Source organism: Burkholderia sp. 28_3, assembly GCF_003253915.1.
Taxonomy (GTDB): Bacteria; Pseudomonadota; Gammaproteobacteria; order Burkholderiales; family Burkholderiaceae; genus Burkholderia; species Burkholderia cenocepacia.
Genome location: NZ_QKZF01000017.1, coordinates 37,831 through 61,606, shown reverse-complemented (window position 1 = coordinate 61,606; position 23,776 = coordinate 37,831). Strand labels below are relative to the sequence as shown.

Annotated in this window: 24 protein-coding genes; 9 read left to right on the top strand and 15 right to left on the bottom strand. The window is 66.3% G+C overall.

What is annotated here, in order from left to right:
• Positions 1 to 521: 521 nt before the first annotated feature.
• A complete protein-coding gene (locus tag DFS13_RS28175; protein ID WP_034200763.1) occupies positions 522 to 854 on the top strand; it encodes a YnfA family protein in 333 nt (110 codons plus the stop codon).
• A 27-nt stretch (positions 855 to 881) separates the two neighbouring features.
• Here the strand turns inward: DFS13_RS28175 and dnaQ are convergent, their stop codons facing one another.
• Genes dnaQ through DFS13_RS28160 form a run of 3 tightly spaced genes read right to left on the bottom strand, consistent with a single transcriptional unit; the run spans position 882 to position 2,909 of the window.
• Entirely contained in the window at positions 882 to 1,616 is a 735-nt protein-coding gene (gene dnaQ, locus DFS13_RS28170; protein ID WP_111442379.1) for a DNA polymerase III subunit epsilon, read from the bottom strand.
• Between the two features lie 40 nt (positions 1,617 to 1,656).
• Entirely contained in the window at positions 1,657 to 2,100 is a 444-nt protein-coding gene (rnhA, locus tag DFS13_RS28165) for a ribonuclease HI (RefSeq protein WP_006490549.1), read from the bottom strand.
• Positions 2,097 to 2,909: a class I SAM-dependent methyltransferase gene (locus tag DFS13_RS28160; protein WP_006490597.1), complete on the bottom strand. Its 813-nt coding sequence runs from the start codon at positions 2,907 to 2,909 to the stop codon at positions 2,097 to 2,099. Before DFS13_RS28160 ends, rnhA begins: the two co-directional genes overlap by 4 nt.
• Positions 2,910 to 2,927: 18 nt before the next feature.
• On the opposite strand from DFS13_RS28160, the gene gloB reads away from it, so the two are divergent.
• Both gloB and DFS13_RS28145 read left to right on the top strand, forming a co-directional pair.
• Positions 2,928 to 3,764, top strand: coding sequence for a hydroxyacylglutathione hydrolase (gloB, locus tag DFS13_RS28155; RefSeq protein ID WP_111442378.1), 837 nt, complete (start codon positions 2,928 to 2,930; stop codon positions 3,762 to 3,764).
• Between the two features lie 151 nt (positions 3,765 to 3,915).
• On the top strand, positions 3,916 to 5,502 hold the full coding sequence (locus DFS13_RS28145; RefSeq protein WP_058901317.1) for a transglycosylase SLT domain-containing protein: 1,587 nt from the start codon (positions 3,916 to 3,918) through the stop codon (positions 5,500 to 5,502).
• A gap of 319 nt (positions 5,503 to 5,821) precedes the next feature.
• Here DFS13_RS28145 and DFS13_RS28140 read toward each other — a convergent pair whose 3' ends face one another.
• The 12 genes from DFS13_RS28140 to DFS13_RS28085 all read right to left on the bottom strand — a co-directional run bounded on the left by DFS13_RS28140 (position 5,822) and on the right by DFS13_RS28085 (position 15,822).
• On the bottom strand, positions 5,822 to 6,598 hold the full coding sequence (locus tag DFS13_RS28140) for a DNA adenine methylase (RefSeq protein ID WP_111442376.1): 777 nt from the start codon (positions 6,596 to 6,598) through the stop codon (positions 5,822 to 5,824).
• A gap of 151 nt (positions 6,599 to 6,749) precedes the next feature.
• Entirely contained in the window at positions 6,750 to 7,223 is a 474-nt protein-coding gene (locus tag DFS13_RS28135; RefSeq protein ID WP_111442375.1) for a hypothetical protein, read from the bottom strand.
• 4 nt (positions 7,224 to 7,227) lie between these two features.
• On the bottom strand, positions 7,228 to 7,806 hold the full coding sequence (locus DFS13_RS28130) for a DUF4376 domain-containing protein (RefSeq protein ID WP_111442374.1): 579 nt from the start codon (positions 7,804 to 7,806) through the stop codon (positions 7,228 to 7,230).
• Between the two features lie 9 nt (positions 7,807 to 7,815).
• Complete coding sequence (locus DFS13_RS40930; protein WP_111442373.1) at positions 7,816 to 9,540, bottom strand: phage tail protein; 1,725 nt, start codon at positions 9,538 to 9,540, stop codon at positions 7,816 to 7,818.
• A 15-nt stretch (positions 9,541 to 9,555) separates the two neighbouring features.
• Positions 9,556 to 10,194 (bottom strand): phage tail protein I, encoded by a 639-nt coding sequence (locus tag DFS13_RS28120; protein WP_111442372.1) that lies wholly within the window; start codon positions 10,192 to 10,194, stop codon positions 9,556 to 9,558.
• Entirely contained in the window at positions 10,187 to 11,293 is a 1,107-nt protein-coding gene (locus DFS13_RS28115; protein ID WP_111442371.1) for a baseplate J/gp47 family protein, read from the bottom strand. The genes DFS13_RS28120 and DFS13_RS28115 overlap by 8 nt, the downstream gene beginning before the upstream one ends.
• Positions 11,290 to 11,643 (bottom strand): GPW/gp25 family protein, encoded by a 354-nt coding sequence (locus DFS13_RS28110; RefSeq protein ID WP_111442370.1) that lies wholly within the window; start codon positions 11,641 to 11,643, stop codon positions 11,290 to 11,292. Before DFS13_RS28110 ends, DFS13_RS28115 begins: the two co-directional genes overlap by 4 nt.
• Positions 11,644 to 11,706: 63 nt before the next feature.
• Positions 11,707 to 12,324 (bottom strand): phage baseplate assembly protein V, encoded by a 618-nt coding sequence (locus DFS13_RS28105; protein ID WP_111442369.1) that lies wholly within the window; start codon positions 12,322 to 12,324, stop codon positions 11,707 to 11,709.
• Complete coding sequence (locus DFS13_RS28100) at positions 12,321 to 13,517, bottom strand: phage late control D family protein (protein WP_111442368.1); 1,197 nt, start codon at positions 13,515 to 13,517, stop codon at positions 12,321 to 12,323. The genes DFS13_RS28105 and DFS13_RS28100 overlap by 4 nt, the downstream gene beginning before the upstream one ends.
• Positions 13,505 to 13,711, bottom strand: a complete 207-nt coding sequence (locus DFS13_RS28095; protein WP_111442367.1) for a tail protein X — start codon at positions 13,709 to 13,711, stop codon at positions 13,505 to 13,507. Before DFS13_RS28095 ends, DFS13_RS28100 begins: the two co-directional genes overlap by 13 nt.
• Positions 13,711 to 14,133, bottom strand: coding sequence for a hypothetical protein (locus DFS13_RS28090; RefSeq protein ID WP_181461630.1), 423 nt, complete (start codon positions 14,131 to 14,133; stop codon positions 13,711 to 13,713). The genes DFS13_RS28095 and DFS13_RS28090 overlap by 1 nt, the downstream gene beginning before the upstream one ends.
• A gap of 243 nt (positions 14,134 to 14,376) precedes the next feature.
• On the bottom strand, positions 14,377 to 15,822 hold the full coding sequence (locus DFS13_RS28085; protein WP_111442366.1) for a hypothetical protein: 1,446 nt from the start codon (positions 15,820 to 15,822) through the stop codon (positions 14,377 to 14,379).
• A 134-nt stretch (positions 15,823 to 15,956) separates the two neighbouring features.
• On the opposite strand from DFS13_RS28085, the gene DFS13_RS28075 reads away from it, so the two are divergent.
• The 6 genes from DFS13_RS28075 to carB all read left to right on the top strand — a co-directional run bounded on the left by DFS13_RS28075 (position 15,957) and on the right by carB (position 23,765).
• Positions 15,957 to 16,553 carry a gp16 family protein gene (locus DFS13_RS28075; RefSeq protein ID WP_111442365.1) on the top strand — a complete coding sequence of 199 codons (597 nt, stop codon included), beginning with the start codon at positions 15,957 to 15,959 and terminating at the stop codon, positions 16,551 to 16,553.
• Between the two features lie 2 nt (positions 16,554 to 16,555).
• A complete protein-coding gene (locus DFS13_RS28070) occupies positions 16,556 to 16,939 on the top strand; it encodes a Mor transcription activator family protein (RefSeq protein ID WP_111442364.1) in 384 nt (127 codons plus the stop codon).
• Between the two features lie 79 nt (positions 16,940 to 17,018).
• Positions 17,019 to 18,254: a nitrate/nitrite transporter gene (locus DFS13_RS28065; RefSeq protein WP_241308591.1), complete on the top strand. Its 1,236-nt coding sequence runs from the start codon at positions 17,019 to 17,021 to the stop codon at positions 18,252 to 18,254.
• Between the two features lie 365 nt (positions 18,255 to 18,619).
• Entirely contained in the window at positions 18,620 to 19,765 is a 1,146-nt protein-coding gene (gene carA / locus DFS13_RS28055; protein ID WP_006490550.1) for a glutamine-hydrolyzing carbamoyl-phosphate synthase small subunit, read from the top strand.
• Positions 19,766 to 19,801: 36 nt separating this feature from the next.
• Positions 19,802 to 20,461 (top strand): leucine efflux protein LeuE, encoded by a 660-nt coding sequence (gene leuE, locus DFS13_RS28050; RefSeq protein ID WP_006490589.1) that lies wholly within the window; start codon positions 19,802 to 19,804, stop codon positions 20,459 to 20,461.
• Between the two features lie 49 nt (positions 20,462 to 20,510).
• The gene (gene carB, locus DFS13_RS28045; protein ID WP_048989187.1) at positions 20,511 to 23,765 is read left to right on the top strand and encodes a carbamoyl-phosphate synthase large subunit; all 3,255 of its coding nucleotides are present in this window, start codon (positions 20,511 to 20,513) and stop codon (positions 23,763 to 23,765) included.
• Positions 23,766 to 23,776: the final 11 nt, after the last annotated feature.

Here is a 23,776-nt window from a genome sequence, read left to right as displayed (position 1 = left end):
GGAACGGGCGGGCCGTCCGACACGGTTTGCCGGCGAGCGCGGCGTCGTGTGCTGCGCGTCGGGGCAAACCATTAAGCACTTACTGCACAGGGGGCAGTAACAGGCTGCAAGGGGCTGCTTCGACGCGGGCCCGGTGGGCCGTCGCGACAGTGCGCTCATGAAGAATGGGCCGCGTGATGCAGGCGGCGGATGCCGGTGCGGACGAGGTGTCCGGCGTGCCGGCAACGCCCCGGAGGGGCAGCGAAACGAGAAAAGCGGGCCTGTCGGGCGGGCTTTCCTGTGGATGCAATTTCGATCGAGGCACCGGCCCGCAGCGTGCGGACGGACTTCTCTCAAAATCGAAAAGACAGAGATTGAATGTTGAAACAGGCGACATGATAGCACGATGACGGATGATCGTGCAAATTGCCGGGAGTCGCCCGTCTGGCGGGGCCTCCGGCGCGGCCCGCTCGGGTATGATCGGCGGCGCGCGGCGCGGCCGTGCCGCCCGTCGCGACGGGGCTGAATTCGCGAGGAACCGGATGACCGAACTGATCAGGATCGCGGCGCTGTTCGCCGCTACCGCGCTGGCCGAAATCGTCGGCTGTTACCTGCCGTGGCTCGTGCTGAAGGCCGGGCGTCCGGCCTGGCTGCTGGTGCCGGCCGCGCTGTCGCTCGCGCTGTTCGCGTGGCTGCTGACGCTGCACCCCAGTGCGGCGGGGCGCACGTATGCCGCGTACGGCGGCGTGTACATCGCGGTGGCGCTGGTCTGGCTGCGGGTGGTCGACGGCGTCGCGCTGACCCGCTGGGACGTGGCCGGCGCGGTGCTCGCGCTCGGCGGGATGGCCGTCATCGCGCTGCAGCCGCGCGCGTGAGCGCGGCCGCGGCGCGGGCCGCGTGCGTCAGGCCGCTTCGGCGGTATCCGTGTCGGCGGGCTGGCGCCACACGCAGGTGCCCTTGACCGACTTGTCGAGCTCGTCGAGCTGAGCCTGGTGTGCGGCCAACTCGTCGTCGCTTGCGACCACTATAGGCAGGTCGAGCGCGGCGAGCGACACGCGCTTGCCGTTCGCGGCGCCGCCGTCGGCGCTCGCGTCGTCGAGCATGTCGATCACGAGGCTGTCCTGGCCGCGCGTCATCGCGAGATACACCTCGGCGAGCAGCTCCGAGTCGAGCAGCGCGCCGTGCAGCGTGCGGTGCGCGTTGCTGATGCCGAAGCGGTCGCACAGCGCGTCGAGCGAGTTGCGCTTGCCGGGGAACATCTGCTTGGCCTGCACCAGCGTGTCGATCACGCCGCCGCAATGCTCGGTGAACGGCGGCAGGCCGAGCCGCGCGAATTCGGCGTCGAGGAAGCCCAGGTCGAACGGCGCGTTGTGGATGATCAGCTCGGCGTCCTTCACGAAGTCGAGGATCTGGTGGGCGACTTCCGCGAATTTCGGCTTGTCGCTCAAGAATTCGGTCGTGAGGCCGTGCACCGCCAGCGCGCCCGGATCGCTGTCGCGCTCGGGGTTCACGTAGAAGTGCAGGTTGTTGCCGGTGAGCCGCCGGTTCAGCAGCTCGACGCAGCCGATTTCGATGAGGCGGTCGCCCGTGCGGGCGTTCAGGCCGGTGGTTTCGGTATCGAGAATGATCTGGCGCATATCGGGAAAAGCAACAAAAACAGGAGAGGGCGGCCGCGGTTCAGGCGGCCAGCGATTCGACGCCGCGATTCGCGAGCGCGTCCGCGCGCTCGTTTTCGGGATGGCCCGCGTGACCCCTGACCCAGCGCCACTCGATCTCGTGCTGCGCGACGAGCGCGTCGAGCCGCTTCCACAGGTCGGCATTCTTCACGGGCGTCTTCGCCGCGGTGACCCAGCCTTTCTTCTTCCACCCGTGGATCCACTCGCTGATGCCTTTCTGCACGTATTGCGAGTCGGTATGCACGATCACCCGGCACGGCCGCTTCAGCGCTTCGAGCGCGGCGATCACGCCCATCAGCTCCATGCGGTTGTTGGTCGTGTTCGGCTCGCCGCCGAACAGTTCCTTTTCCTGGCTGCCGTAGCGCAGCAGGGCGCCCCAGCCGCCGGGGCCGGGGTTGCCCTTGCAGGCGCCGTCGGTATAGATGTCGATGGTGTCGGTTGTCATGAACGTTCTTGGTGGGTGGTCGGGGAGGCCGCCGGCGTCAGGCCCGGTGCGAGCACGGGCTTCTTCATCTTGATCGGGCCGACGAGGCGCATGCCGCGCACGCGCTTGACGGCCGTCACCATGTAGACGGCGCCGAAGATCGGCCACCAGCGGTCGCCGGCGGCCTCCATGAAGCCGTAGCGGGCCAGCCACTTGTCGGTGGCGAGCGGCGGCCGGTAGCAGCCGAAGCGGCCGCGTTCGAGGTCGAAGCCGAGCAGCTTGATCCAGTCCTTGAGCCGGATGAACGCGATCTGGTCGCGCGTGGCCGGCACGAACGGGCGGTTCGCCATGCGCCCGAACGACTGCCGCATGCCCCACAGGCTCAGCGAATTGAAGCCGGTGATCACGAGCTGGCCTTCCGGCATCAGCACGCGCTCGGCCTCGCGCAGCAGACGGTGCGGGTCGGACGTGAATTCGAGCGTGTGCGGCATCACGATCAGGTCGACGCTCTGCGACTCGAACGGCAGGTCGAGCAGGTCGCACCAGGTCGTGCTGCGATCGGCGGGCGCGTGGACCGCCGTGTGTGCTTCGCGCGCCCACGGATACTGGTACGGCGCGCTCGCGCCGCTCGCCGGGTCGAGCACGAGGCCGCGATACGGCATGCGGTTCTCGCGCAGCGCGTCGAGTTGCGGCAGGCCGAGCTGCAGCGCGTGGAAGCCGAAGACGTCGGATACGATCCGGTCGAGCTGCGCCTGCTCCCAGCCCAGCACGTAACGGCCGGGCGGCGAGTCGGTCCAGGCGGGCCAGTCTATAATTTGACGGTCAGACATAACGATGATTGCGCGCCTATGAACGAGCTGGAATACGTGCCGGTTCCGGCATTCGAAGACAACTATATCTGGCTCGTCTCGGACGGCCGCGATGCGATCGCCGTCGACCCGGGTGAAGCCGCGCCCGTACGCCGGGTTCTTGCCGAACGAGGCTGGCGGTTGACCGCTATTTTACTCACGCACCACCACGCCGACCACGTCGACGGTGTCGATGCGCTGCTGCATAGCCAACCGGCCGATACGCCGCTCACCGTTTACGGCCCCGCGGCCGAAGCGATCGACGTGGTCACGCGGCCGCTGTCGGGCGGCGATCGCGTGACGCTCGACGCGCCGGCCGTCGCATTCGACGTGCTCGACGTGCCGGGCCATACGCGCGGCCACATTGCGTATTTTCAGGCGGCCGGCCAAGGCGCGGCCGGCCAAGGCGCGGCCGGCCACGGCAACGCGGTGCCGCACGTGTTCTGCGGCGACACGCTGTTCTCGTGTGGCTGCGGCCGCCTGTTCGAAGGCACGCCCGCGCAGATGCTCGCGTCGCTCGACGCGCTCGCGGCGCTGCCGGATGATACCCGCGTGCATTGCGCACACGAATACACGCTGTCGAACATCCGCTTCGCACTCGCGTGCGAGCCGGGCAATGCGGCGCTCGCCGCGTGGCGCGACGACGCGCAGGCGCTGCGTGCGCGTGGCGTGCCGACGCTGCCCACTACGATCGCCCACGAACGTGCCGTTAACCCGTTCATGCGGGCCGACAGCGCGGCGATCCACGCGACGCTCGAGGCCGAGCTACACGAAACGGTGACGGATCGTCTGGCGGCATTCACGCTGATGCGCGAATGGAAAAACCGGTTCCGATGACGTTTTCCGGAGGACTCCAAAGCTCAAGCGGTGTCTGTAAAAATTGCTCCAAATGTAGGATTTCGCTGAGTTTTCGGTGTTTTTATTGACGTGAAGCACGCACTTCCGTAGTATCGCCTGCAATTTCCAGCCGTCGGAAGCCGAGATTTTCATGCGACTTATATTGAGTGCGATGGTGGTGCTGCTACTCGCCGCTTGTGCGAGCCAGCCTCCTGTCGCCAACAACGCCGCCGATTCGCAGGCGACGTCCAACTACCTCCGTAAATCAGCCACCGCCAAAGAAACTGTCGACGTCGACAAGCAATCCGTCGGCGACCTGACCAGTGCAGACTCCGATCTCTGGGCGCGCATCCGCCGCGGCTTCCAGATGCCCGATCTGCAGAGCGATCTCGTCGACATGCAGACGACCTGGTATACGCAGCGTCCCGATTACGTGCAGCGCATGACCGAGCGCTCGCAGAAGTACCTGTATCACATCGTCGAGGAACTCGAGGCGCGTCACATGCCGACCGAGCTCGCGCTGCTGCCGTTCATCGAGTCCGCATACAACCCGCAGGCGCTGTCGGTCGCGAAGGCGGCCGGCATGTGGCAGTTCATGCCCGGCACCGGCCGCACGTACAACCTGAAGCGCAACATGTGGCAGGACGAGCGGCGCGACGTGCTCGCGTCGACGAGCGCCGCGCTCGACTACCTGTCCCGTCTGCACGACATGTTCGGCGACTGGTATCTGGCGCTGGCCGCGTACAACTGGGGCGAGGGCAACGTGCAGCGTGCGATCGCGCGCAACCAGGCGGCCGGCCTGCCGACCGACTACCAGAGCCTGCGGATGCCGAACGAGACGCGCAACTACGTGCCGAAGCTGCAGGCGGTGAAGAACATCATCGCGAGCCCGCAGCAGTACGGCCTGACGCTGCCGGATATCCCGAACCACCCGTATTTCGTGACGGTCACGACGTCGCGCGACATCGACGTGGCGGTGGCCGCGAAGCTCGCGAACCTGCCGCTCGACGAGTTCCGCTCGCTGAACCCGTCGTTCTCGAAGCCCGTGATCCTCGGCGCGACCGAGCCGCAGATCCTGCTGCCGTTCGACAACGCGTCCGCGTTCGAGAAGAACCTGAAAGCCTATAGCGGCCAGTTGTCGTCGTGGACCACCTATACGGTCAGCGAGCGTGCGCGTCCGGCTGCGATCGCCGAGAAGATCGGCGTCGACGCCGATACGCTGATGTCGGTCAACAAGATTCCGGCCGGCATGCGCCTGAAGCCGGGCTCGACGATCGTCGTGCCGCGCGGCGATGACGACGACGAGGACATCAGCGCCGACGTCGCCGAAAACGGCGCGCTCGCGATGGAGCCCGACGTTCCCGATACGCGCAAGATGCTGATCCGCGTGCGACGCAAGCAGTCGATGGCGGCGCTCGCCGGCCGCTACGGCGTGTCGGTCGGCCAGTTGAAGGCGTGGAACCGGACGCACCGCGATATCGTGATGCCGGGGCAGGCGCTCGTGCTGCACGTGCCGGTCGGCCGTTCGGTGCCGGCGGAGCCCGGTCCGGAGCGGATCGCGACGTCGACGGGCGGTGCGCACATCGAGCGCGCGAGCCTGGCGGTCGGCGGCAAGTCGCACGGCAGCAAGCGCGGCGCCGCCAAGTCGTCGGCCCGGCCGGCGGCGAAGTCGGCGAAGGCCGCTCCCGCGAAAACCGCGCCGGCCAAGACCGCCGCGCACAAGGGCAAGAAGAAGTAAGCGCGGCTAGCGTGGCGGCCGGTAAGGCCGGCACGATTGCGCTATCATCCGACGAATTCGACGAAACGCCGTCACCGAGGTGACGGCGTTTTCGTTTGTGCGCGGCGGGCGGCGCTACGTCGCGCGTCTTCATCTTCATGGGGCAAGGGGGAGCGATGTCGTCGGTACAGGTGAGGGTACTCGCGCTGTTTTCGGTCGGGTATTGAAGCGCGCCGCGATAAAAGCGGCTCGGGTTGCGAGATAAGTTGCACTGAGTAATTGTTGCACGCATTGAAAGCGAATTGCAGAGAGAAGGGGCCGAGAGGCCCCTTTGTCACGTCTACCAGTTCCGAATGATCAGCTCACCCGACTTGGCCTTCGACCGGCCGGCACCGCCCACGGTGTAGTTGATGTCCACCCGCTCGATGTTCAGCCCGGCGAACGCCTGGTGCATCTCCGGGATATCGTTCACAGAGATGATCATCCGGCCCTGGACGGTCTTGGCCAGGTCGCCCATGCGCTGGTACTGATGCAGGCCGAAATCGACGCCATAGCCTTCGGTTCCCCAATACGGCGGGTCGCAGTAGATCAGGGTGTGCTCGCGGTCGTACTTGCGGATGCAGTCGGCCCAGTCCAGGTTCTCGATATAGGTCCGGCTCAGGCGAAGGTGGGCGGCCGATAGGTCTTCCTCCAGGCGCAGCAGGTTGAGCTTCGGCCCCGAGGTGGTTGAGGTGCCGAACGTCTGGCCTTCGACCTTGCCACCGAAGGCCATCTTCTGGAGGTAGAAGAAGCGGGCGGCCCGCTGGATGTCCGTCAGCGTCTCCTCGGGTGTGATCTGCAGCCACTTGAAGATTTGCCGCGAGGTCAGCGCCCATTTGAATTGCCGGACGAACTCCTCCAGGTGGTGGCGGACCACCCTGTACAGATTGACCAGCTCCCCATTCACATCATTGAGTACCTCGACCTTAGTCGGCGCCTTCAGGAAGTAGAGCGCGGCCGCGCCGCAGAACGGCTCGACGTAGCAGGTGTGCTCAGGGAAGAGCGGGAGAATGTGTTTCGCCAGGCGGCGTTTGCCCCCGATCCAAGGAACGATGGGGGAAGCGGATTGTATTTCCATTCTGTGTAAGCCCTTTTTGTTAGTTGCAATTGTGTTAGGCTTAGACCCGCCGTGTGCACGGTAAGGGGGCCTTGGCCAAGGCTCACAGGTTCTGTCTGTGGGTTACGGTGACGGCCGAGGTGTTCCCGCACCACGGCCGCCGCCCTCTTCTTCAAGCCGGTTGCAAAGCGTCCGGCGTCTCGATAAAGCGCGCCTCGTAGGGCAGGATCCAAAGATGCTGCGGCGTGATCCGGTACAGCGCATCCGGCCGGAACAACGGCCGCCCAGCCTGCTGGAACGCCCAGGCCGCCATCTCGCTACAGAACCACCGATCCGGCTCCTGCCAATCCCGATGCAGACCGATTCCGAGCACACCCAGCCAGTCGTAGGGCTTGCCGATCTGCGACTCGGCGGCCGCGATCACGGCTTGGGCGTCGGCGCAGGGAATCGTCATGACGGCCGCCCGGCTGGCATTGGCTAGGCGGGTTGCCAGCAACTCGCGCTCGACGCCGTGGAAGGCCACCGCGCCGAGCACTGACTGGCCGTCGATCAGGTCGACATGCGACCAGGCTGACCAGGCCGTGAGGCGGATCAAGGCACTGCCGGGATGCCGGCGCCGGGTGAAGAGCAGCTGAACGGTCGACATAGTCTTAGCCTCCGAAGGTTTCAGGCCAGCCGACCGAAAAGTCATAGGTAGCCGGGTCGGCTGCAGCTTCCATCGCAGCCCGATGGGTCTCCGCCACCGCGAACAGTCGCGCATCGAGATCGCCTGCAGCGGCCACGATGTCGAAAGCAAGTTGGGCCGTGATCGTGGCGAAGGAGCCGTCCATCGTTTTCCACTTCACCGGCTGGCCGAGGATGGAGAGGTTATCGGTCATTGCTCCACCAGCGGCGATCAGGTCGCGGGCTTTGTCTTTCAGGCCAAGGTGCTGGATGCGGCTATCGGCATCGCTGTGGAACCACAGCGTGCCAACCTTGAATCCCCCGCCCTTGCGTCGATCGCGCTCGGCCTTGATGGCCTCCCACTTGCCTGCTTTGACTGCTGCGGCAGTCGGCGCTGGTTTTGGCACTACGACGACTCGCCCGTTGACGACATCAAGCGCGTCGCCGGGCGAGCGCGCCATCGCTGCGTCGAAATCCTCTTGCGGGATATCGATCAAGTCACTCGGTATGGCGGTGTATTCGATGTCATCAGGGTAGAAACATCCGGTCGATTTGCTGAATTTCATGGGGGCCTCTCAGTATCCAATTGCGAGCCAGAAAACAGACCATCCGGAAGACACCTGGCCTGAATCGTTGAATGTCTTAGTAGTTACGCCCGTCGTGGAGCGGGTACCAAACACCTCGATCATTGCCGCCATACCGCTGCCAGCGTGCGTTCCATGGATTCCGACGCAGGCTGTCGGGAATGCGATTGGGAAGGTCACTGCAATCGAGCCGTCTGCCGCCGTCGAACCCGAACCCCACTGGATGATTAGCCCGGAAGGTAACTTCTGATAGCCGGACGTGCCGAACGACTTCGAGAAACTTGCCGAGCCGAAGCCGCCAAGAATCACATACCACTGCCCCCCGGACCCGTTGCCGACTACGGTCACGCATTCGCCGCTTGCAACGGACAGGGTGTTCGCTGCTACGCCTGAAGCACTCTGAATAGGCTCACTGCCGTTGGCTTTGAGGGTGAGCGCTAAAGGCGCGCGGAATGTGTAGGTGGCCATTCCGGAAGGGAACGACGCGAGAGGGGGCAAGGTGATCGTCAGGTTTGACGCTTGTGACTCGAACCAATGTCCTGCCTGAGATGCAGTGAGAGTGGTGTTAGCCGTCAAGGCGATCCCGGCACCATTCTGGAAGTGCAGACCTTGTTGCCAAGCAAAGGCTGTCGTCGCCAGCTTCGTGCTGTTGTCGAACTGCGTAGGGGTCGGTCCAGCAGGAGAACCCGTGAAAGCCGGGCTCGCCAGCGGCGCCTTGAGTGCAAGGGCGTTGGTGACGGTCGCCGCGAAGTTCGCATCGTTGCCCAGGGCGGCGGCCAGCTCGTTGAGGGTGTCCAGCGCTGCCGGCGACGAGGCGACCAGGACGGCGATCGCTGCCTGGACGAAGGCGGTGTTGGCGATCTTGGCGCTGTTGTCCCCGGCCGCCTGGGTCGGGGCATTGAGGCCGCCGGCCCACTGGAAGGCGATGGGCGTGGCGCCGATGATGATGGCGCCGTCCGTCTTGAGCATCCAAATGGTGTCCGCGTTGACCGTCCCGGCCTCGACCGGCACCAGCGCCCCGGCGTTGAGCTTGGTTCCGATGTCGGCGTCCGTTGCCCGCGCCCATGCGCCCGCCGCCGCCACGTAGATGCCGTTTTCCGCGCCTGCTGCCTGATCCTTCACCAGCACGCGGTCACCCGCCACCAGCACCACGCCGTCGATCGTCTGCAGGCCGGCAAGTGCGATCGCGGCCGTAGTGGCCACGCGCACCGATTGCTTGCTGTCCCGCTTGTTGAGTTCCTCGGCGACCTTGTCGTCGCAGTATTGCCTGGTGGCCAGGACCACACTCGGATCGACCAGCAGAGTCACCGCCGAGGTGTTGGCCACCTCCAGGATCATCCGCACGTAGAGCTGCTTGTTGGAGCCGGCCGCCAGGGTCGGCTTGTAGCTCTCGGGGAACTTGCCCACGGCGATCATCGCACCGGCACTGTCGAACAGGCCGACCTCGCGGATGTAGAAGCCGCCGACGTCGTCAGGGATCACCAGCTCGGCGACGATCCAGTTGGGATTGTTGGCATCAACCGCCAGGTGGTTGATAGCGCCGCGCCAGACCTCGTGCTTCAGCGTGTTCTGCGCTTCGGTCGGGTTGTAGTAGGCGCCGTTGTCGCCGTCGCCCACTGCCATCTGGGTCAGGGTCAGCGGCGTGGCGGTCGCCGTGGCGTTGGCCAGCTTGTTGCGGCCGGTGGCGGTCAGGATCGTGAAAAACTCATTGGCCATAGGGGCTCCTTCGGATTAAGCGGTCTGCGGATAGACCCAGACGGTCTCGACGCTCCAGTGGCCAATGCCGAAGCGCGGCACCTGGCTCACCTGGTTGAGTTCGGTCAGCTCGTAGGGATAGACGGTGGCCAGCTCGCCGCACAGGGTGGCGGCCGCGATCGCCGGCATCTGGCTGACGTTGGCCAGCGAAAGGGTCAGCAGCTCCAGGTGCGAGCGGACGTTCTTGTACTCGGTGATCAGGGCGACCAGGGCGTCGAAGGTGGCCTCGTCGATACCGCGCGTGGAGAGGTCGACGTTGATCTTGAAGTAGTAGGGCTGGCCGCCGTACTGGAACCACTCGCTGATCTGGCCGGACAGGGCCAGCGTCTCCAGCACCTGCTGGATCGCCCAGCGGGTTCCCTTGTAGCGGTGCAGCTCGATGGCGCGCTTCAGCAGGCGCCTGCGTTCGTCGTCATCGCGGGCGAACTGCCAGCCTTCGCCCAGGATGTGCAACTGCTCGGCCAGGTTCGGCAGCGCCGAGGCATTGACCGTATCGACCAGATAGACCAGCAGCGGCGACAGGTCCATGTCGCTGATCCGGGCGGCCAGCTGGCCCAGCGCCTGGAAGCGTTCGTCGCCGGCCAGCGGCGGCGGGAGCAGAAGCGCGTCAGCCATCGACCGTCCCCGTCACGACCAGGTTGATGCCGGTGCAGCGCGCCCACTCGTTCTCGGCCAGCACGATCTTCGCTGGGGCGGCGCGCACGATGTCGTACACCCCGGCGACCTTGAGCGCGGCCTCGACCTGTACCGGCACGATGTCGCGGCCAAGGCCAGCGGCACGGTCGGCCTTGTAGGCTTCGGCCGCCGCTTGCGCTTGGGCCAGCACGCTGGCGACGTCGGTGTTCTTGTAGAGCACCAGCTGAGCGTCGATGGCGTAGTCGATCGGCGTCGGCGCCAGCGCCTGCACGTTGTCGGTCAGCGGCCGCACGCGGTCGGCCGAGCAGGTGGCCTCGACCAGCGAGAGCATGTTCGCGTCCGGCAGCCCGGTGGTCAGCAGCGGGTAGAGCTTGACCACGCCTGGCGTGGGCGACAGCACCGCCACGTCGACAATGCTCTGGTGCGCGCTCTTGGCGTGGAACACATAGGCCAGGCGGCTGCCTGCGGTGCTGAAGGCTTCCGGCGCCAGCTTGATGCGCTCGCGCAGGCGGTCGTCTTCCTCCTCCACGATGCCGCCGGAGGTGACCGTGGTGTTGGCGGCCGTCACTTCGACGTCGCCCAGATCATCGACCAGGTTGTTGATCTGCCCCGGCTGCCAGGCGTTGCCGGCAGCGCCGGGTTCCTCGCAGGTTGCGGCCGCGTCGATCGACAGCTGGCCAGCCAGCAGGGTCACGTCGGCGTCGGTGGCGAAGGTGGCCGTGCCGTCGCCGCCCTCGACGCGAGTGCCGGTCGGGATCAGCAGGTTGGTGGCCAGCGCCGCCGCGAAGGTGAAGCGCAGGGTGGTCTTCGCCGGCTGCGCCGGCAGGCGGGTGACGCCCACCAGTTCGCCCAGGTAGTCCAGCATCGGCGCGCGGGCGTAGGCGACTAGGTTCTGCTTGGCCGCCTCCTGGATGCCGATGCGCACCAGGGTCTCGCGGTAGGCGATCACGTCGATCAGCAGGCGCTCGACCTGCGCCGGGTAAAGGGTCTTGCCGGTCAGTTGCTCATACTGCGCGACGATCTCGGCCGTGATGGCCTGCGGGTCGCGGTCGATGAAACTCGGCTCGGGCAGGCTCACAGGCGCACCTCCGTCTCGCGTTTAACGCCATCTGCCAGCTTCCACTGCACGCGCAGGGTGATCTGGGCCTCCTCGATCGAGGGCGTGACCTTGACCAGCTCGCAGCGAGGCTCCCACAAGCGGATTGCCTCGACCGTCTCGCGCACCAGGTGCGGCACGGCCTGGTCGATCGGGTAGTCCAGATAGAGGTGGATGTTGGAGCCGAAGTCCGGGCGATGCGGGTCACTGCCCTTGGGCGTGCCCAGGATCACGCGGATGGCCTGGTCGATGTCCGCTTCGGCCTCGACCACGTCGAGACTCTTGAGGGCGGGCTGCCAGTGAACGGAGGAAATGTCAGATAGCCGGGTCATGCGGCTATCGTGCCGCCATGCCCGGCCGGGGGATATTAAAGGGCTTTAAGGCTTGGCCAGCCGCTAGTGGCTGTGGTGATTCGAGTTGCCGCCGGCATCCATGATCGTGCCGGTGGCGTCGATGTTGCCGGTGACCTGGACATTGCCGGTGATGGCCGCCGCCGCGCCGCCACCACCCGACCCAGCCATGCCGCCCTGGTAGGTCAGCTTGCCCTTCACCAGCAGGTTGCCGGTGACCTCGGTCTCCGGCACGTCGACGGTGACCTTGGCGCCGGCCTTGAGCAGGATGTCTGCGCCGACCTCGACTACCACCTTCTGGATGCCGCCCTTGACCGTGAGCTGGTGGCTGGCGCGATCGTATTCCATCTCGGCGCCATCGTCGAAGCGCACGTGGTGCTTGTCGCCGCTGGCCACCGGCGCCGGGTCGGAGCTGGAATAGACGGCGCCCAGCACAACGCCGTCCTCGCCGCGCCCGTCCAGGAGCACCACCACGTGCTCGCCGAGGTCGGGCAGGTGGTAGTGCTTGTCGCGCAGGGTCTTGGCTTGCAGCACCGGCAGCCAGGCCGTGCGCAGGTTGTCGTAGTCGGGCAGGCGCACGCGCACGCGGCAGGTCTTGGCATCGACGGCCGAGACCGTGCCGAATTTGAAGCTGGCACCGAACTCTTGCAGGGTCTCGCTCATTTCTTCGTGCTCGCTTGGGTGGTGCCGACCACGCCTACCTGGCCGCTGCTCTGGACGCCGTACACGTTGAGGGTCTTGCCCGACTTCTTCTGGGCCGAGGTGCTGCCGGTGCCCGAGGTGACCGGCAGGGCGACGCGCTTCACTTCCAGCTCGGTGACGTAGCCGCCGCCGCGATCGAGCCGGTGGCGGGCCGACTCCACCAGGTACTTGCCGGAGAGCTTGCCGCAGTCGGCCAGTTCGAAGGTGGTGCCGGCGACCAGCTTGGGGTTGCCCGGCACGGTCAGGCTGCCGGCGGTCTGCTGCAGGTTGGCATCGTCCAGCGCGGCCTGCGCCTTGGCCTGCGCGGCCGCCTTCGAGCCGGAGCGGGTCGAGAGCTTCAGCGTGTCGCCGCTGGCCGATTGGCCGGATTGCTTCTTCGTGCTGGTGGTGGTTTGGCCGACCTCGGTCACCTGGTCGCTCTTCACGCCATAGACCACCAGCTTCTTGGTCTTCGGGTCGTGGTACTTGACCTTGGCTTCCTGGTAGATGTCCTTGATCTTGTCGCGCAGGCGGATGGCGATTAGGTCGGTCGCCTTGAAGGTGGCCACCGTGCCGCCGTCGCGTAGATCGGCCAGCTCGGTGAAAACCAGCTTGTTGCCGACGATCTTGAAGGCGTAGCCGTACTCGCGCGCCAGGCGCGTGAGGAACTCGACATCGCGCTCCTGGTATTGCGTCACTCGGTCGATGCGGATGTCGCGGATTTTGCCGGTCAGGGTCAGCTTGTTGCGCTTGGCGATGCGCTGGGCGATCGCGGCCAGCGTGGTGTTCTCGTAGGCGCGGCCGACGCGGGTGCGCACCGACTTCTTGATGCCGGTGGCCAGGCCACGGATCGACACCGTCGCGGGCGGCTGGGCGAACTCGATCTCGTCGATCTCGAAGGCCCCGCAGGGCAGCAGCGGCGCCGCCTCGTAGCCGATCTTGAGCGACAGCGTGTCGCCCTTGCCGGGGTACCAGTGGCGCACCCAGCGGCCGTCCGCATCCTCCAGCTCGACCTCCAGTTCGTCGGATTGCCCGGACAGGTAGTCGGTGTAGGTCACCGAGCGCACGTAGGGCGTGATGTCGCTGGTGATGTTCTTCTGCTCGTAGGAGAGCACGAACACCGGGTGCGGCACCTTGGCCACGGCGGTGGGCAGCAGGTCGGTCAGCGCAGCCACGGCGGCAGCTCCTCGGACAGGTCTTGCTGCTCGATCACCGGCACCGACAGCCTCAGGCCGCCGGGCAAGGTGGTGGCCAGCGGCACGTGCGGGTTGGCGGCGACGATGCGCTCGTACTGCAGCGGGTCGCCATAGTAACGGGTGGCGAGCTGATCCCAGCGCTCGCCTTCGGTGGTGATGTGGGTCAGGTACATCAGATCGTCCTCGTCACGACCTTGCCGGCCAGCTTGCTGATGCTCGGCGCTGCCGACTCCAGGGCGCCGGTCGCGGCCGAGAGCTGGCCGGCCAGGTAGTCGATGCGGCCGGTCACGGTGCCGGCGCTGACGGCCGACAGGGCGCCCTGGGCGTTACGCACGGCGCCCAGGGCGTTATCGCTGGCGCGCAGGATGCTGGACGCCTCGGGAAGCTGGCTGGTCAGGCTGGCCAGGGTCGGTGACAAGTTCTCCAGTGGGCCGGCCACCTGGTTCATGCCGGTTAGGAGGCTGGGCACCCGGCCCAGCGCTGCCAGCGGGTTGTCACGCAGCTTCTGCGCCAGGCGGGCGGCATCCACCGCGACCCGTAGGGCCGACTGTGCCTGGTTGGCGTAGGTCACCGCCTGGCGGATGTTGTCGCGCACGGCGGCTGCGCCGCTGGCCAGCGTGGTGACGCCAGCGGTCTGGCTGGCTGGCAGCGCCTTGGCCGCGGCCGGCGGCAGCTTGGGCTGGACGGCGGGCGGCGGCAGCGGGTTCTTCTTGTCGCCAACAAACTCGCGGAGGGTGATGCTGGCTTCCAGCGCGATCAGCGTGCCGGCCTTGTCGGTGTGCTTGCTGGTCCCCGAACTGGACGAACTCGGTGGGGCTGACCCACATGCCTTTGGCTCTCATTGGTACCCCTGGGTGATTCTGGCGCCGGTGCGACGGCGGCGGGATTTCACCGTCACCGGGCCTTTGTTGATCTCGCGGCTGGCGAAGTAGGCCAGCGCCACCGCCACGGCAGCATCACCGTGGCGCTTGCCCTTGTCCTCGCCGGTCGTGCGGGTATCGGGGATGCGCGGCACGCCCTTGATGACCTGCACCGCCCGCAGGTCGGCCAGCACGTCCCCGTCGCGCGGCAGGCCGTCCAGGGTGCCGTCCTCGAGGGCGGCCTTGACCGGAGGCATGTGCTCCCGGTACCAGGACTCGGACAGCATCACCTGCTGGATGCGCGATGCCCCGTAGCGCTGCATGGCCACCTCGGCCAGAAACTGGCCATTGCCCCGCGCATCGAACGCGCCGCCGGTGAAGCGCGGCAGGCGGTCGATCAGGTAGAAGGCGATCTGCTCCTGCTGGCGGAAGGGCACGTTGCGCAGCTCGACCAGGAAGGGCACCCGGCGCACCAGGTTCTGCGTCTGGATCAGTGGCACATGCACGGTCAGGTCGCCGCTGCGGCCGAAGTCCTCGCCGTTGAAGGAGATGGCGTCCGCCGGCAGGGCGGCCAGCAGCGGTGCCAGGTGGGCCTCCAGCCAGTCGCGGCACTCGGCGGCGCGGATGTGGTCGGGCAGCAGCTCGAAGCCAGCCTTGCATTCCCAGCGCAGCACCGGCGTGTCGGCCGACATGCGCGACTCGATCAGCGCGCGGGACAGCCAGGCACCACCCGAGTTGGCCGGCACACAGTCCAGCTCCTCCTCGGCGCCGTCGCCGTAGAAGGCGTAGACGTCGGCCATCCAGGCCGCCTCTTCGGCCGCCGTCCATTCCTTGCCCAGGCGCAGGCAGACGCGGCGGTACAGGCCATCGGCCACGGCTTCCTGGAAGGTCACCCGATGCACGGTGCCCTTGCGCTTGCCGGCCCGGATGTCTTCGACCAGCTCGTTGAACGGGTTCTCCACGCCGTTGTGGGTGGAGATGACGCGCACCCGGCCGCCCCAGATGAGCATGGCCAGCGCCGCCTTGAGCAACTCGTCGAGCTGGTCGTGGAAGGCCGCCTCGTCGATCACGATCGTGCCCTGGCGGCCGCGCAGGTTGGACGGCCGGCTGGTGAGCGCGACGATGCGAAAGCCCGAGGCCGGGAAGCGGATCGTGAAAGTCTTGATGTTCTTGTCGGCGTCGTCGTCTTCCCAGAAGCCCTCCTCGATCTCCGAGGCGGCATGGTTGAAGGCCCGAGCCCACATTGCGCACGCCTGGATGTACTCGATGGTCATGTCCTGGTTGTACGCGATGTAGTAGACGTTCTGCCCGCCGGCCGACCGGTTGGAGGCGGCGGTCAGCACGTCGTCGGCGGCCTCGCCCCAGGTCAGGCCCGTCCGGCGGCTCTTCTCGATCACCTTGAGCGGCGACTTGTCGGCGACCATCCAGATCGCCGCCAAGCGTGCGCCGAAGTTCTCGCCGGCCAAAGCCCTCAAGGACGCGGCCGCAGCCTAAACCCTCGCCTCAAGCCGCTCGCCCACGCGGGCGGCTTCGGGAGATGGTTTTTCAGGAGAGAACGATGCCAACGCCTAACCGCCAGCGCCTGATCCGCTTGATCCACGTGGCCAAGCGCGACCTGTCGATGGACGACGACACCTATCGCGCCATCCTGCAGCGGATTGGAAAGAAGGCATCGTCGGCCGATCTGACCATTCCAGAACTGGAGAAGGTTTTGGAACACCTGAAGCGCAGTGGCTTCAAGGTGCGTCCCAAGGCCAAGCCGGCCCAGGCAAAGCCCTCGCGGCCGCTCGCCCAGGATGGAGAGAGCAAGAAAATCCGCGCCCTTTGGTTGTTCCTGCATGAGCTGGGCGCCGTCAAGAACCCCTCCGAGGAAGCGCTGGCCGCCTACGTCAAACGCATCGCCGGGGTGGATGCTCTGCAGTGGATCAGCGGCGAGCAGGCCGAGCGCCTGATCGAGACCATGAAGAAGTGGGCCATGCGCTTCCTGCCGCAGGCCGTGAAGGCGCTGGTGCCTCAGGTCGGCGCCCTGCAGCTGTCCGACCTCGAACGGGGCCAGCTCAATGCCGTACTGAACAAGGCGTTCGCGCGCCAGACCTTTGACCCAATGCACTCTGCCTGGGAGAGCTTGAACGACGTTTTGAAGAGAGGGAGATAGACATGGCCGAAGCTGCATTCCAAGACGATCGCCAGAAGGGCGATTTCAAGAGCAAGGGGCCGGAGCTGCTGGTCGATCTGGCCGAGCAGTGCGCCGTGGCGCTAAAAGAGAGCGCCGGCCTCGACAAGGACAAGGCCGACCAGGTGGGGCGCGAGATTGCCGACCGCATGGCCGCGCACTGGGGCGGCCAGAACATCTATTTCCCGATGGGCCTGTCCTACAAGCTCTCGCAGCGCGATCGCCAGATTTACGACGACTTCACCGGCGCCAACCACAGCGAGCTGGCCCGGAAGTACGGCGTCTCCCTCCAGTGGATTTACAAGATCGTGAAGACGGTGCGCCAGGAGGAGATGGCGCGGCGGCAGGGCGCCTTATTCACCGAATAAAAAACGGGCCAATCGCGGCCCGTTTGTCTTTTCATCCTCTGCAAGTTTCTTTCAGTGGGGCCTTCCGGACTCTTCCCGTATCATCCCGGTTGTTCCCACTTATCTTTCGTCCCCCTCTGAAATATCTCAACGTCTCTCAGGGTATTTCGTATCGTATGTGTTCCGCGGCGTCAATCTGGGCTTCGCGCCGTTCGTCACGCACGAGCTCGGCCTGTCGGCCGCCGATCTCGGTCTCCTCACCAGCCTCTATTTCCTCGGTTTCGCGGGGGCGCAGATTCCGGCCGGCGTGATGCTCGACCACTTCGGCCCGCGTCGCGTGACGGCCGGCATGCTGCTGTTTGCGGCGGCCGGCGCGGCCGTGTTCGGCGCGGCGCACGGCATCGGCACGATGATGGTCGGCCGACTGCTGATCGGCGTTGGCGTATCGGTGTGTCTCGGCGCGGCGTTCAAGGCGCTCGCGCAGCATTTCCCCGTCGGCCGGCTGCCGCTCGTCAACGGCCTCGTGATGGCCGTGGGCGGCCTCGGCGGCGTGATGGTCGGTTCGCCGCTGACCTGGCTGCTCGGCTGGGCGAGCTGGCGCGCGATCTGTCTCGGCCTCGCGGTGCTGACGGTGGTCGTCGCGGCATCGATCGGCTTCGGCGCGCCCGACGCGCAGCAGGCGCGCCATCAGGGCGGGCTCGTCAGCCAGTTCAAGGGCACGTGGCACATCCTGAGCAGCCGCGCGTTCTGGAAGATCGCGTCGTTCTCCGTCGTCACGCAGGGCGTGTTCTATGCGATGCAGTCGCTGTGGGTCGGCCCGTATCTGCGCGATGTCGGCGGGTTCGATGCGCCGCATGCCGCGCGCCTCGTGTCGGTGCTCGGCTTCGCGATGATGGCCGGCTGCGTCGGCTTCGGCGCGACGGCGCGCGTGCTCGAGCGGCGCGGCGTGTCGGTCTACGCAACCTGCGGCATCGGCATGGCGCTGTTCGTCGCGACGCAATTCGCGATCGTCGCGCGCGTGCCGTTGCCGCCGGCCGTGCTGTGGGCCGCCTACGGAGTGTTCGGCGGCGTGGGCATCCTGACCTACGCGGTGATGGCCGGCCACTTTCCCGCTCATCTGATCGGCCGCGCGAACACGACGCTCACGCTCGTGATCTTCCTGCTGATCTTCGCGTTCCAGATCGGCGTCGGCGCCGTGCTGTCGCACTGGCCGGCGGTCGACGGCCGTTATCCGGCCGCCGCGCACTTCACCGCCTGGGGCGTGCTGCTCGCGCTGCAGCTCGCGAGCGCGGTCTGGTATGTGTGGCCCGCGCGCGGCGCTGGCCAAGCGCACTGATCCGGCGGTACGCTGACGGGCAGGGCGGCCGCGAAAACAGGGCCGCAGCACGTCGCGCCGGGCGGCAGGGCGCGGCGCGCGCACGATCGGACGGCCATATCGATTGAAGATAGGCCCATTTTCAGGCTATAATTTGAAAGTTTGTGCTGATCAACCTCGCACCCTAGCGCCTACCTCATTCATCCCGTTCATCCGCCGCACGCCGCCTGCCGGGCGATGCCGCGAAGCCTCGTGCGCCACGCGCCGGGTTCGCGTCTCGACAACGCAGGCCGCGTCCAGCTAGCGACCACGCGCGCCCACGCAGCGCGGCGCTCGCGCGGCAGGGTAAACAGGTCGGCAGCAGGGTGTTCCCCAAGGAGCCTCCCGTGTTGCCGTCTTTTTCTCCCGCCTTGCTTGCACTCGCCGACGGCACGGTCTTTCGTGGTTATTCGATCGGGGCCGAAGGCCATACGATCGGCGAAGTCGTGTTCAATACCGCGATCACCGGCTATCAGGAAATCCTGACTGATCCGAGCTACTCGCGCCAGATCGTCACGCTCACCTATCCGCATATCGGCAACGTCGGCGTCAACGCCGAGGACGTCGAAGCCACGAAAGTCCATGCCGCCGGCCTGATCATCCGCGATCTGCCGACGCTCGCATCGAACTTCCGCATGGACCGCACGCTCGGCGACTACCTGCGCGACGAAGGCGTCGTCGCGATCGCCGGCATCGATACCCGCAAGCTGACCCGCATCCTGCGCGACAAGGGCGCGCAGAACGGCTGCATCCTGACGGGCTCCGACGACGAAGCGAAGGCGATCGAGCTGGCGCGCTCGTTCCCGGGCCTCGCCGGCATGGATCTCGCGAAGGTCGTGTCGACCACCAAGCCGTTCGAGTGGAAGCAGACGGAATGGCGTCTCGAAGGCGGCTACGGCATGCAGGAAGCGCCGAAGTACCGCGTCGTCGCGTACGACTTCGGCGTCAAGTACAACATCCTGCGCATGCTGGCCGAGCGCGGCTGCCATGTGACGGTGCTGCCGGCGCAGGCGAGCGCGGAAGATGCGCTCGCGCTGAATCCGGACGGCGTGTTCCTGTCGAACGGCCCCGGCGATCCGGAGCCGTGCGATTACGCGATCGCGGCCACGAAGGCATTCATCGAGCGCGGCGTGCCGACCTTCGGCATCTGCCTCGGCCACCAGATCATGGGCCTCGCGGTCGGCGCGAAGACGCTCAAGATGAAGACGGGCCACCACGGCGCGAACCATCCGGTGAAGGACCTCGGCGACGGCCGGGTCGTGATCACGTCGCAGAACCACGGCTTCGCGGTGGACGCCGATTCGCTGCCGGCCAATGCGCGCGTGACCCACGTGTCGCTGTTCGACGGCACGCTGCAGGGTTTCGAGCTGACCGACAAGCCGGCGTTCTGCTTCCAGGGCCACCCGGAAGCGTCGCCCGGCCCGCACGACATCGGCTACCTGTTCGACCGTTTCACCGCGCTGATGGATGCGGCGAAGCAGCGCAACGCCTAAGTCACTGACGCAACCGAAGGACGGGAGATTCACATCATGTTCGGCCACGCACTCGGCATCACGGATATCTGGACCTACGTGTTCGGCGTGATCTTCATCATCCTGCTGCCGGGGCCGAACTCGATGTACGTGCTGTCGCTCGCCGCGCAGCGCGGCGTGAAGGCCGGCTACCGCGCGGCCTGCGGCGTGTTCGTCGGCGATACGGTGCTGATGGTGCTGTCCGCCGCGGGCGTCGCGTCGCTGCTGAAGGCGAACCCGCTGCTGTTCTCCGTCGTCAAGTACGGCGGCGCCGCGTACCTGCTGTACATCGGCACCGGGATGCTGCGCAGCGCGTGGAGCAAGCTGCGCGCGCGCGGCGATGCACCGGTCGATGCGCCGCAGGCGGTGGACGGCGAACGTCCGTTCCGCAAGGCGCTGATCGTGAGCCTGCTGAATCCGAAGGCGATCCTGTTCTTCATCTCGTTCTTCATCCAGTTCGTCGACCCGGCATTTCCGCATCCCGCGCTGTCGTTCGTCGTGCTCGGGGCAATCGCGCAATGCGCGAGCTTCCTGTACCTGAGCACGCTGATCTTCGCGGGCGCGCGGCTCGCCGAGCATTTCCGCCGCCGCCGCAAGCTCGCGGCAGGCGCGGCGAGCAGCGTGGGCGGCCTGTTCATCGGTTTCTCGGTGAAGCTGGCGCTCGCGACCATGAGCTGAGCGCCGCCGGCCGACCCACGACAACGATTACTTATTGAATTCACAAGCCATGCCAAAACGCACAGACATCAAGAGCATCCTCATCATCGGCGCCGGCCCGATCATCATCGGCCAGGCGTGCGAGTTCGACTATTCGGGCGCGCAGGCTTGCAAGGCGTTGCGTGAGGAGGGCTACAAGGTCGTTCTCGTCAACAGCAACCCGGCGACGATCATGACCGACCCGAACACGGCCGACGTGACCTACATCGAGCCGATCACGTGGGAAGTCGTCGCACGCATCATCGAGAAGGAGCGCCCGGATGCGATCCTGCCGACGATGGGCGGCCAGACCGCGCTGAACTGCGCGCTCGACCTGCACCACCACGGCGTGCTCGAGAAGTTCGGCGTCGAACTGATCGGCGCGTCGCCGGAAGCGATCGACAAGGCTGAAGACCGCCAGAAGTTCAAGGACGCGATGACCAAGATCGGTCTCGGCTCCGCGAAGTCGGGCATCGCGCACTCGATGGAAGAAGCGACCAAGGTGCACGCCGAGATCATGGCGGCCACCGGCGGCAGCGGCTACCCGGTCGTGATCCGTCCGTCGTTCACGCTCGGCGGCTCGGGCGGCGGCATCGCGTACAACCGCGAAGAGTTCGAGGAGATCTGCAAGCGCGGTCTCGACCTGTCGCCCACGCGCGAGCTGCTGATCGAAGAGTCGCTGCTCGGCTGGAAGGAATACGAGATGGAAGTCGTGCGCGACCGCGCCGACAACTGCATCATCGTCTGCTCGATCGAAAACCTCGACCCGATGGGCGTGCACACCGGCGACTCGATCACGGTCGCGCCGGCGCAGACGCTCACCGACAAGGAATACCAGATCCTGCGTAACGCATCGCTCGCGGTGCTGCGCGAGATCGGCGTCGACACGGGCGGCTCGAACGTGCAGTTCTCGATCAACCCGAAGGACGGCCGCATGGTCGTCATCGAGATGAATCCGCGCGTGTCGCGTTCGTCGGCGCTCGCGTCGAAGGCCACCGGCTTCCCGATCGCGAAGGTCGCCGCGAAGCTGGCGGTCGGCTACACGCTCGACGAGCTGAAGAACGAAATCACCGGCGGCCAGACGCCGGCGTCGTTCGAACCGACGATCGACTACGTCGTCACGAAGATCCCGCGTTTCGCGTTCGAGAAGTTCCGCGAAGCCGATTCGCGCCTGACCACGCAGATGAAGTCGGTCGGCGAAGTGATGGCGATCGGCCGCACGTTCCAGGAATCGTTCCAGAAGGCGCTGCGCGGCCTCGAGGTCGGGGTCGACGGCCTCGACGAGAAGTCGACCAACCGCGACGAGATCGCGATCGAGATCCACGAGCCGGGCCCGGACCGCATCTGGTACGTCGGCGATGCGTTCCGCATCGGCATGACGGCCGAGGAAATCTTCGCGGAAACCGCGATCGACCCGTGGTTCCTCGAGCAGATCGAGCAGATCATCCTGAAGGAAAAGGCGCTGTCGGGCCGCACGCTCGCGTCGCTGACGTTCGACGAGCTGCGCTACCTGAAGCAGAGCGGCTTCTCCGACCGCCGCCTCGCGAAGCTGCTCGGCGCGACGCCGGAAGACGTCCGCCGCCGTCGCGTCGAACTGAACGTGCGCCCGGTCTACAAGCGTGTCGACACGTGCGCGGCCGAGTTCGCGACGAAAACCGCCTACATGTACTCGACCTACGAGGAAGAGTGCGAGGCGCAGCCGACCACGAACAAGAAGATCATGGTGCTGGGCGGCGGCCCGAACCGGATCGGCCAGGGCATCGAGTTCGACTACTGCTGCGTGCACGCGGCGCTCGCGATGCGCGAGGACGGCTACGAAACGATCATGGTCAACTGCAACCCGGAAACGGTGTCGACCGACTACGACACGTCCGACCGCCTGTACTTCGAGCCGCTGACGCTCGAGGACGTGCTCGAGATCGTCGACAAGGAAAAGCCGGTCGGCGTGATCGTCCAGTACGGCGGCCAGACGCCGCTGAAGCTCGCGCTCGACCTCGAGGCGCACGGCGTGCCGATCGTCGGCACGTCGCCGGACATGATCGACGCGGCCGAAGACCGCGAACGCTTCCAGAAGCTGCTGCAGGACCTCGGCCTGCGCCAGCCGCCGAACCGTACCGCCCGCGCCGAAGACGAAGCGCTCGCGCTGGCCGACGAAATCGGCTATCCGCTGGTCGTGCGCCCGTCGTACGTGCTCGGCGGCCGCGCGATGGAAATCGTCCACGAGCCGCGCGACCTCGAGCGCTACATGCGCGAGGCCGTGAAGGTGTCGAACGATTCGCCGGTGCTGCTCGACCGCTTCCTGAACGATGCGATCGAGTGCGACGTCGACTGCATCTGCGACGGCGAAGCGGTGTTCATCGGCGGCGTGATGGAGCACATCGAGCAGGCGGGCGTCCACTCGGGCGACTCGGCATGCTCGCTGCCGCCGTACTCGCTGTCGAAGGAAACCGTGGCCGAGCTGAAGCGCCAGACGGGCGCGATGGCGAAGGCGCTGAACGTGGTCGGCCTGATGAACGTGCAGTTCGCGATCCAGCAGGTGCCGCAGGCGGACGGCTCGAAGCAGGACATCATCTACGTGCTGGAAGTGAACCCGCGCGCGTCGCGCACGGTGCCGTACGTGTCGAAGGCGACCAGCCTGCCGCTCGCGAAGATCGCGGCGCGCGCGATGGTCGGCCAGAAGCTCGCGCAGCAGGGCGTGACGAAGGAAGTCGAGCCGCCGTACTTCAGCGTGAAGGAAGCTGTGTTCCCGTTCGTCAAGTTCCCGACCGTCGATCCGGTCCTCGGGCCCGAAATGCGCTCGACCGGCGAGGTGATGGGCGTCGGCCAGACGTTCGGCGAAGCGCTGTTCAAGTCGCAGCTCGCGGCCGGTTCGCGCCTGCCGGAGTCGGGCACGGTGCTGCTGACCGTGATGGACGCGGACAAGCCGAAGGCCGTCGAAGTCGCGCGCATGCTGCACGACCTCGGCTACCCGATCGTCGCGACCAAGGGGACGGCAGCCGCGATCGAAGCGGCCGGCGTGCCGGTGAAGGTCGTGAACAAGGTGAAGGACGGCCGTCCGCACATCGTCGACATGATCAAGAACGGCGAGATCGCCCTCGTGTTCACGACGGTCGACGAGACGCGCCAGGCGATCGCCGATTCGCGCTCGATCCGCATGAGCGCGCAGGCGCACAAGGTCACGTACTACACGACGATGTCGGGCGCGCGCGCGGCGGTCGAAGGCCTGCGCTACCTGAAGGATCTGGAAGTCTATGATTTACAAGGTCTTCACGCTCGCCTAAACTAAGCGGTCAGTTA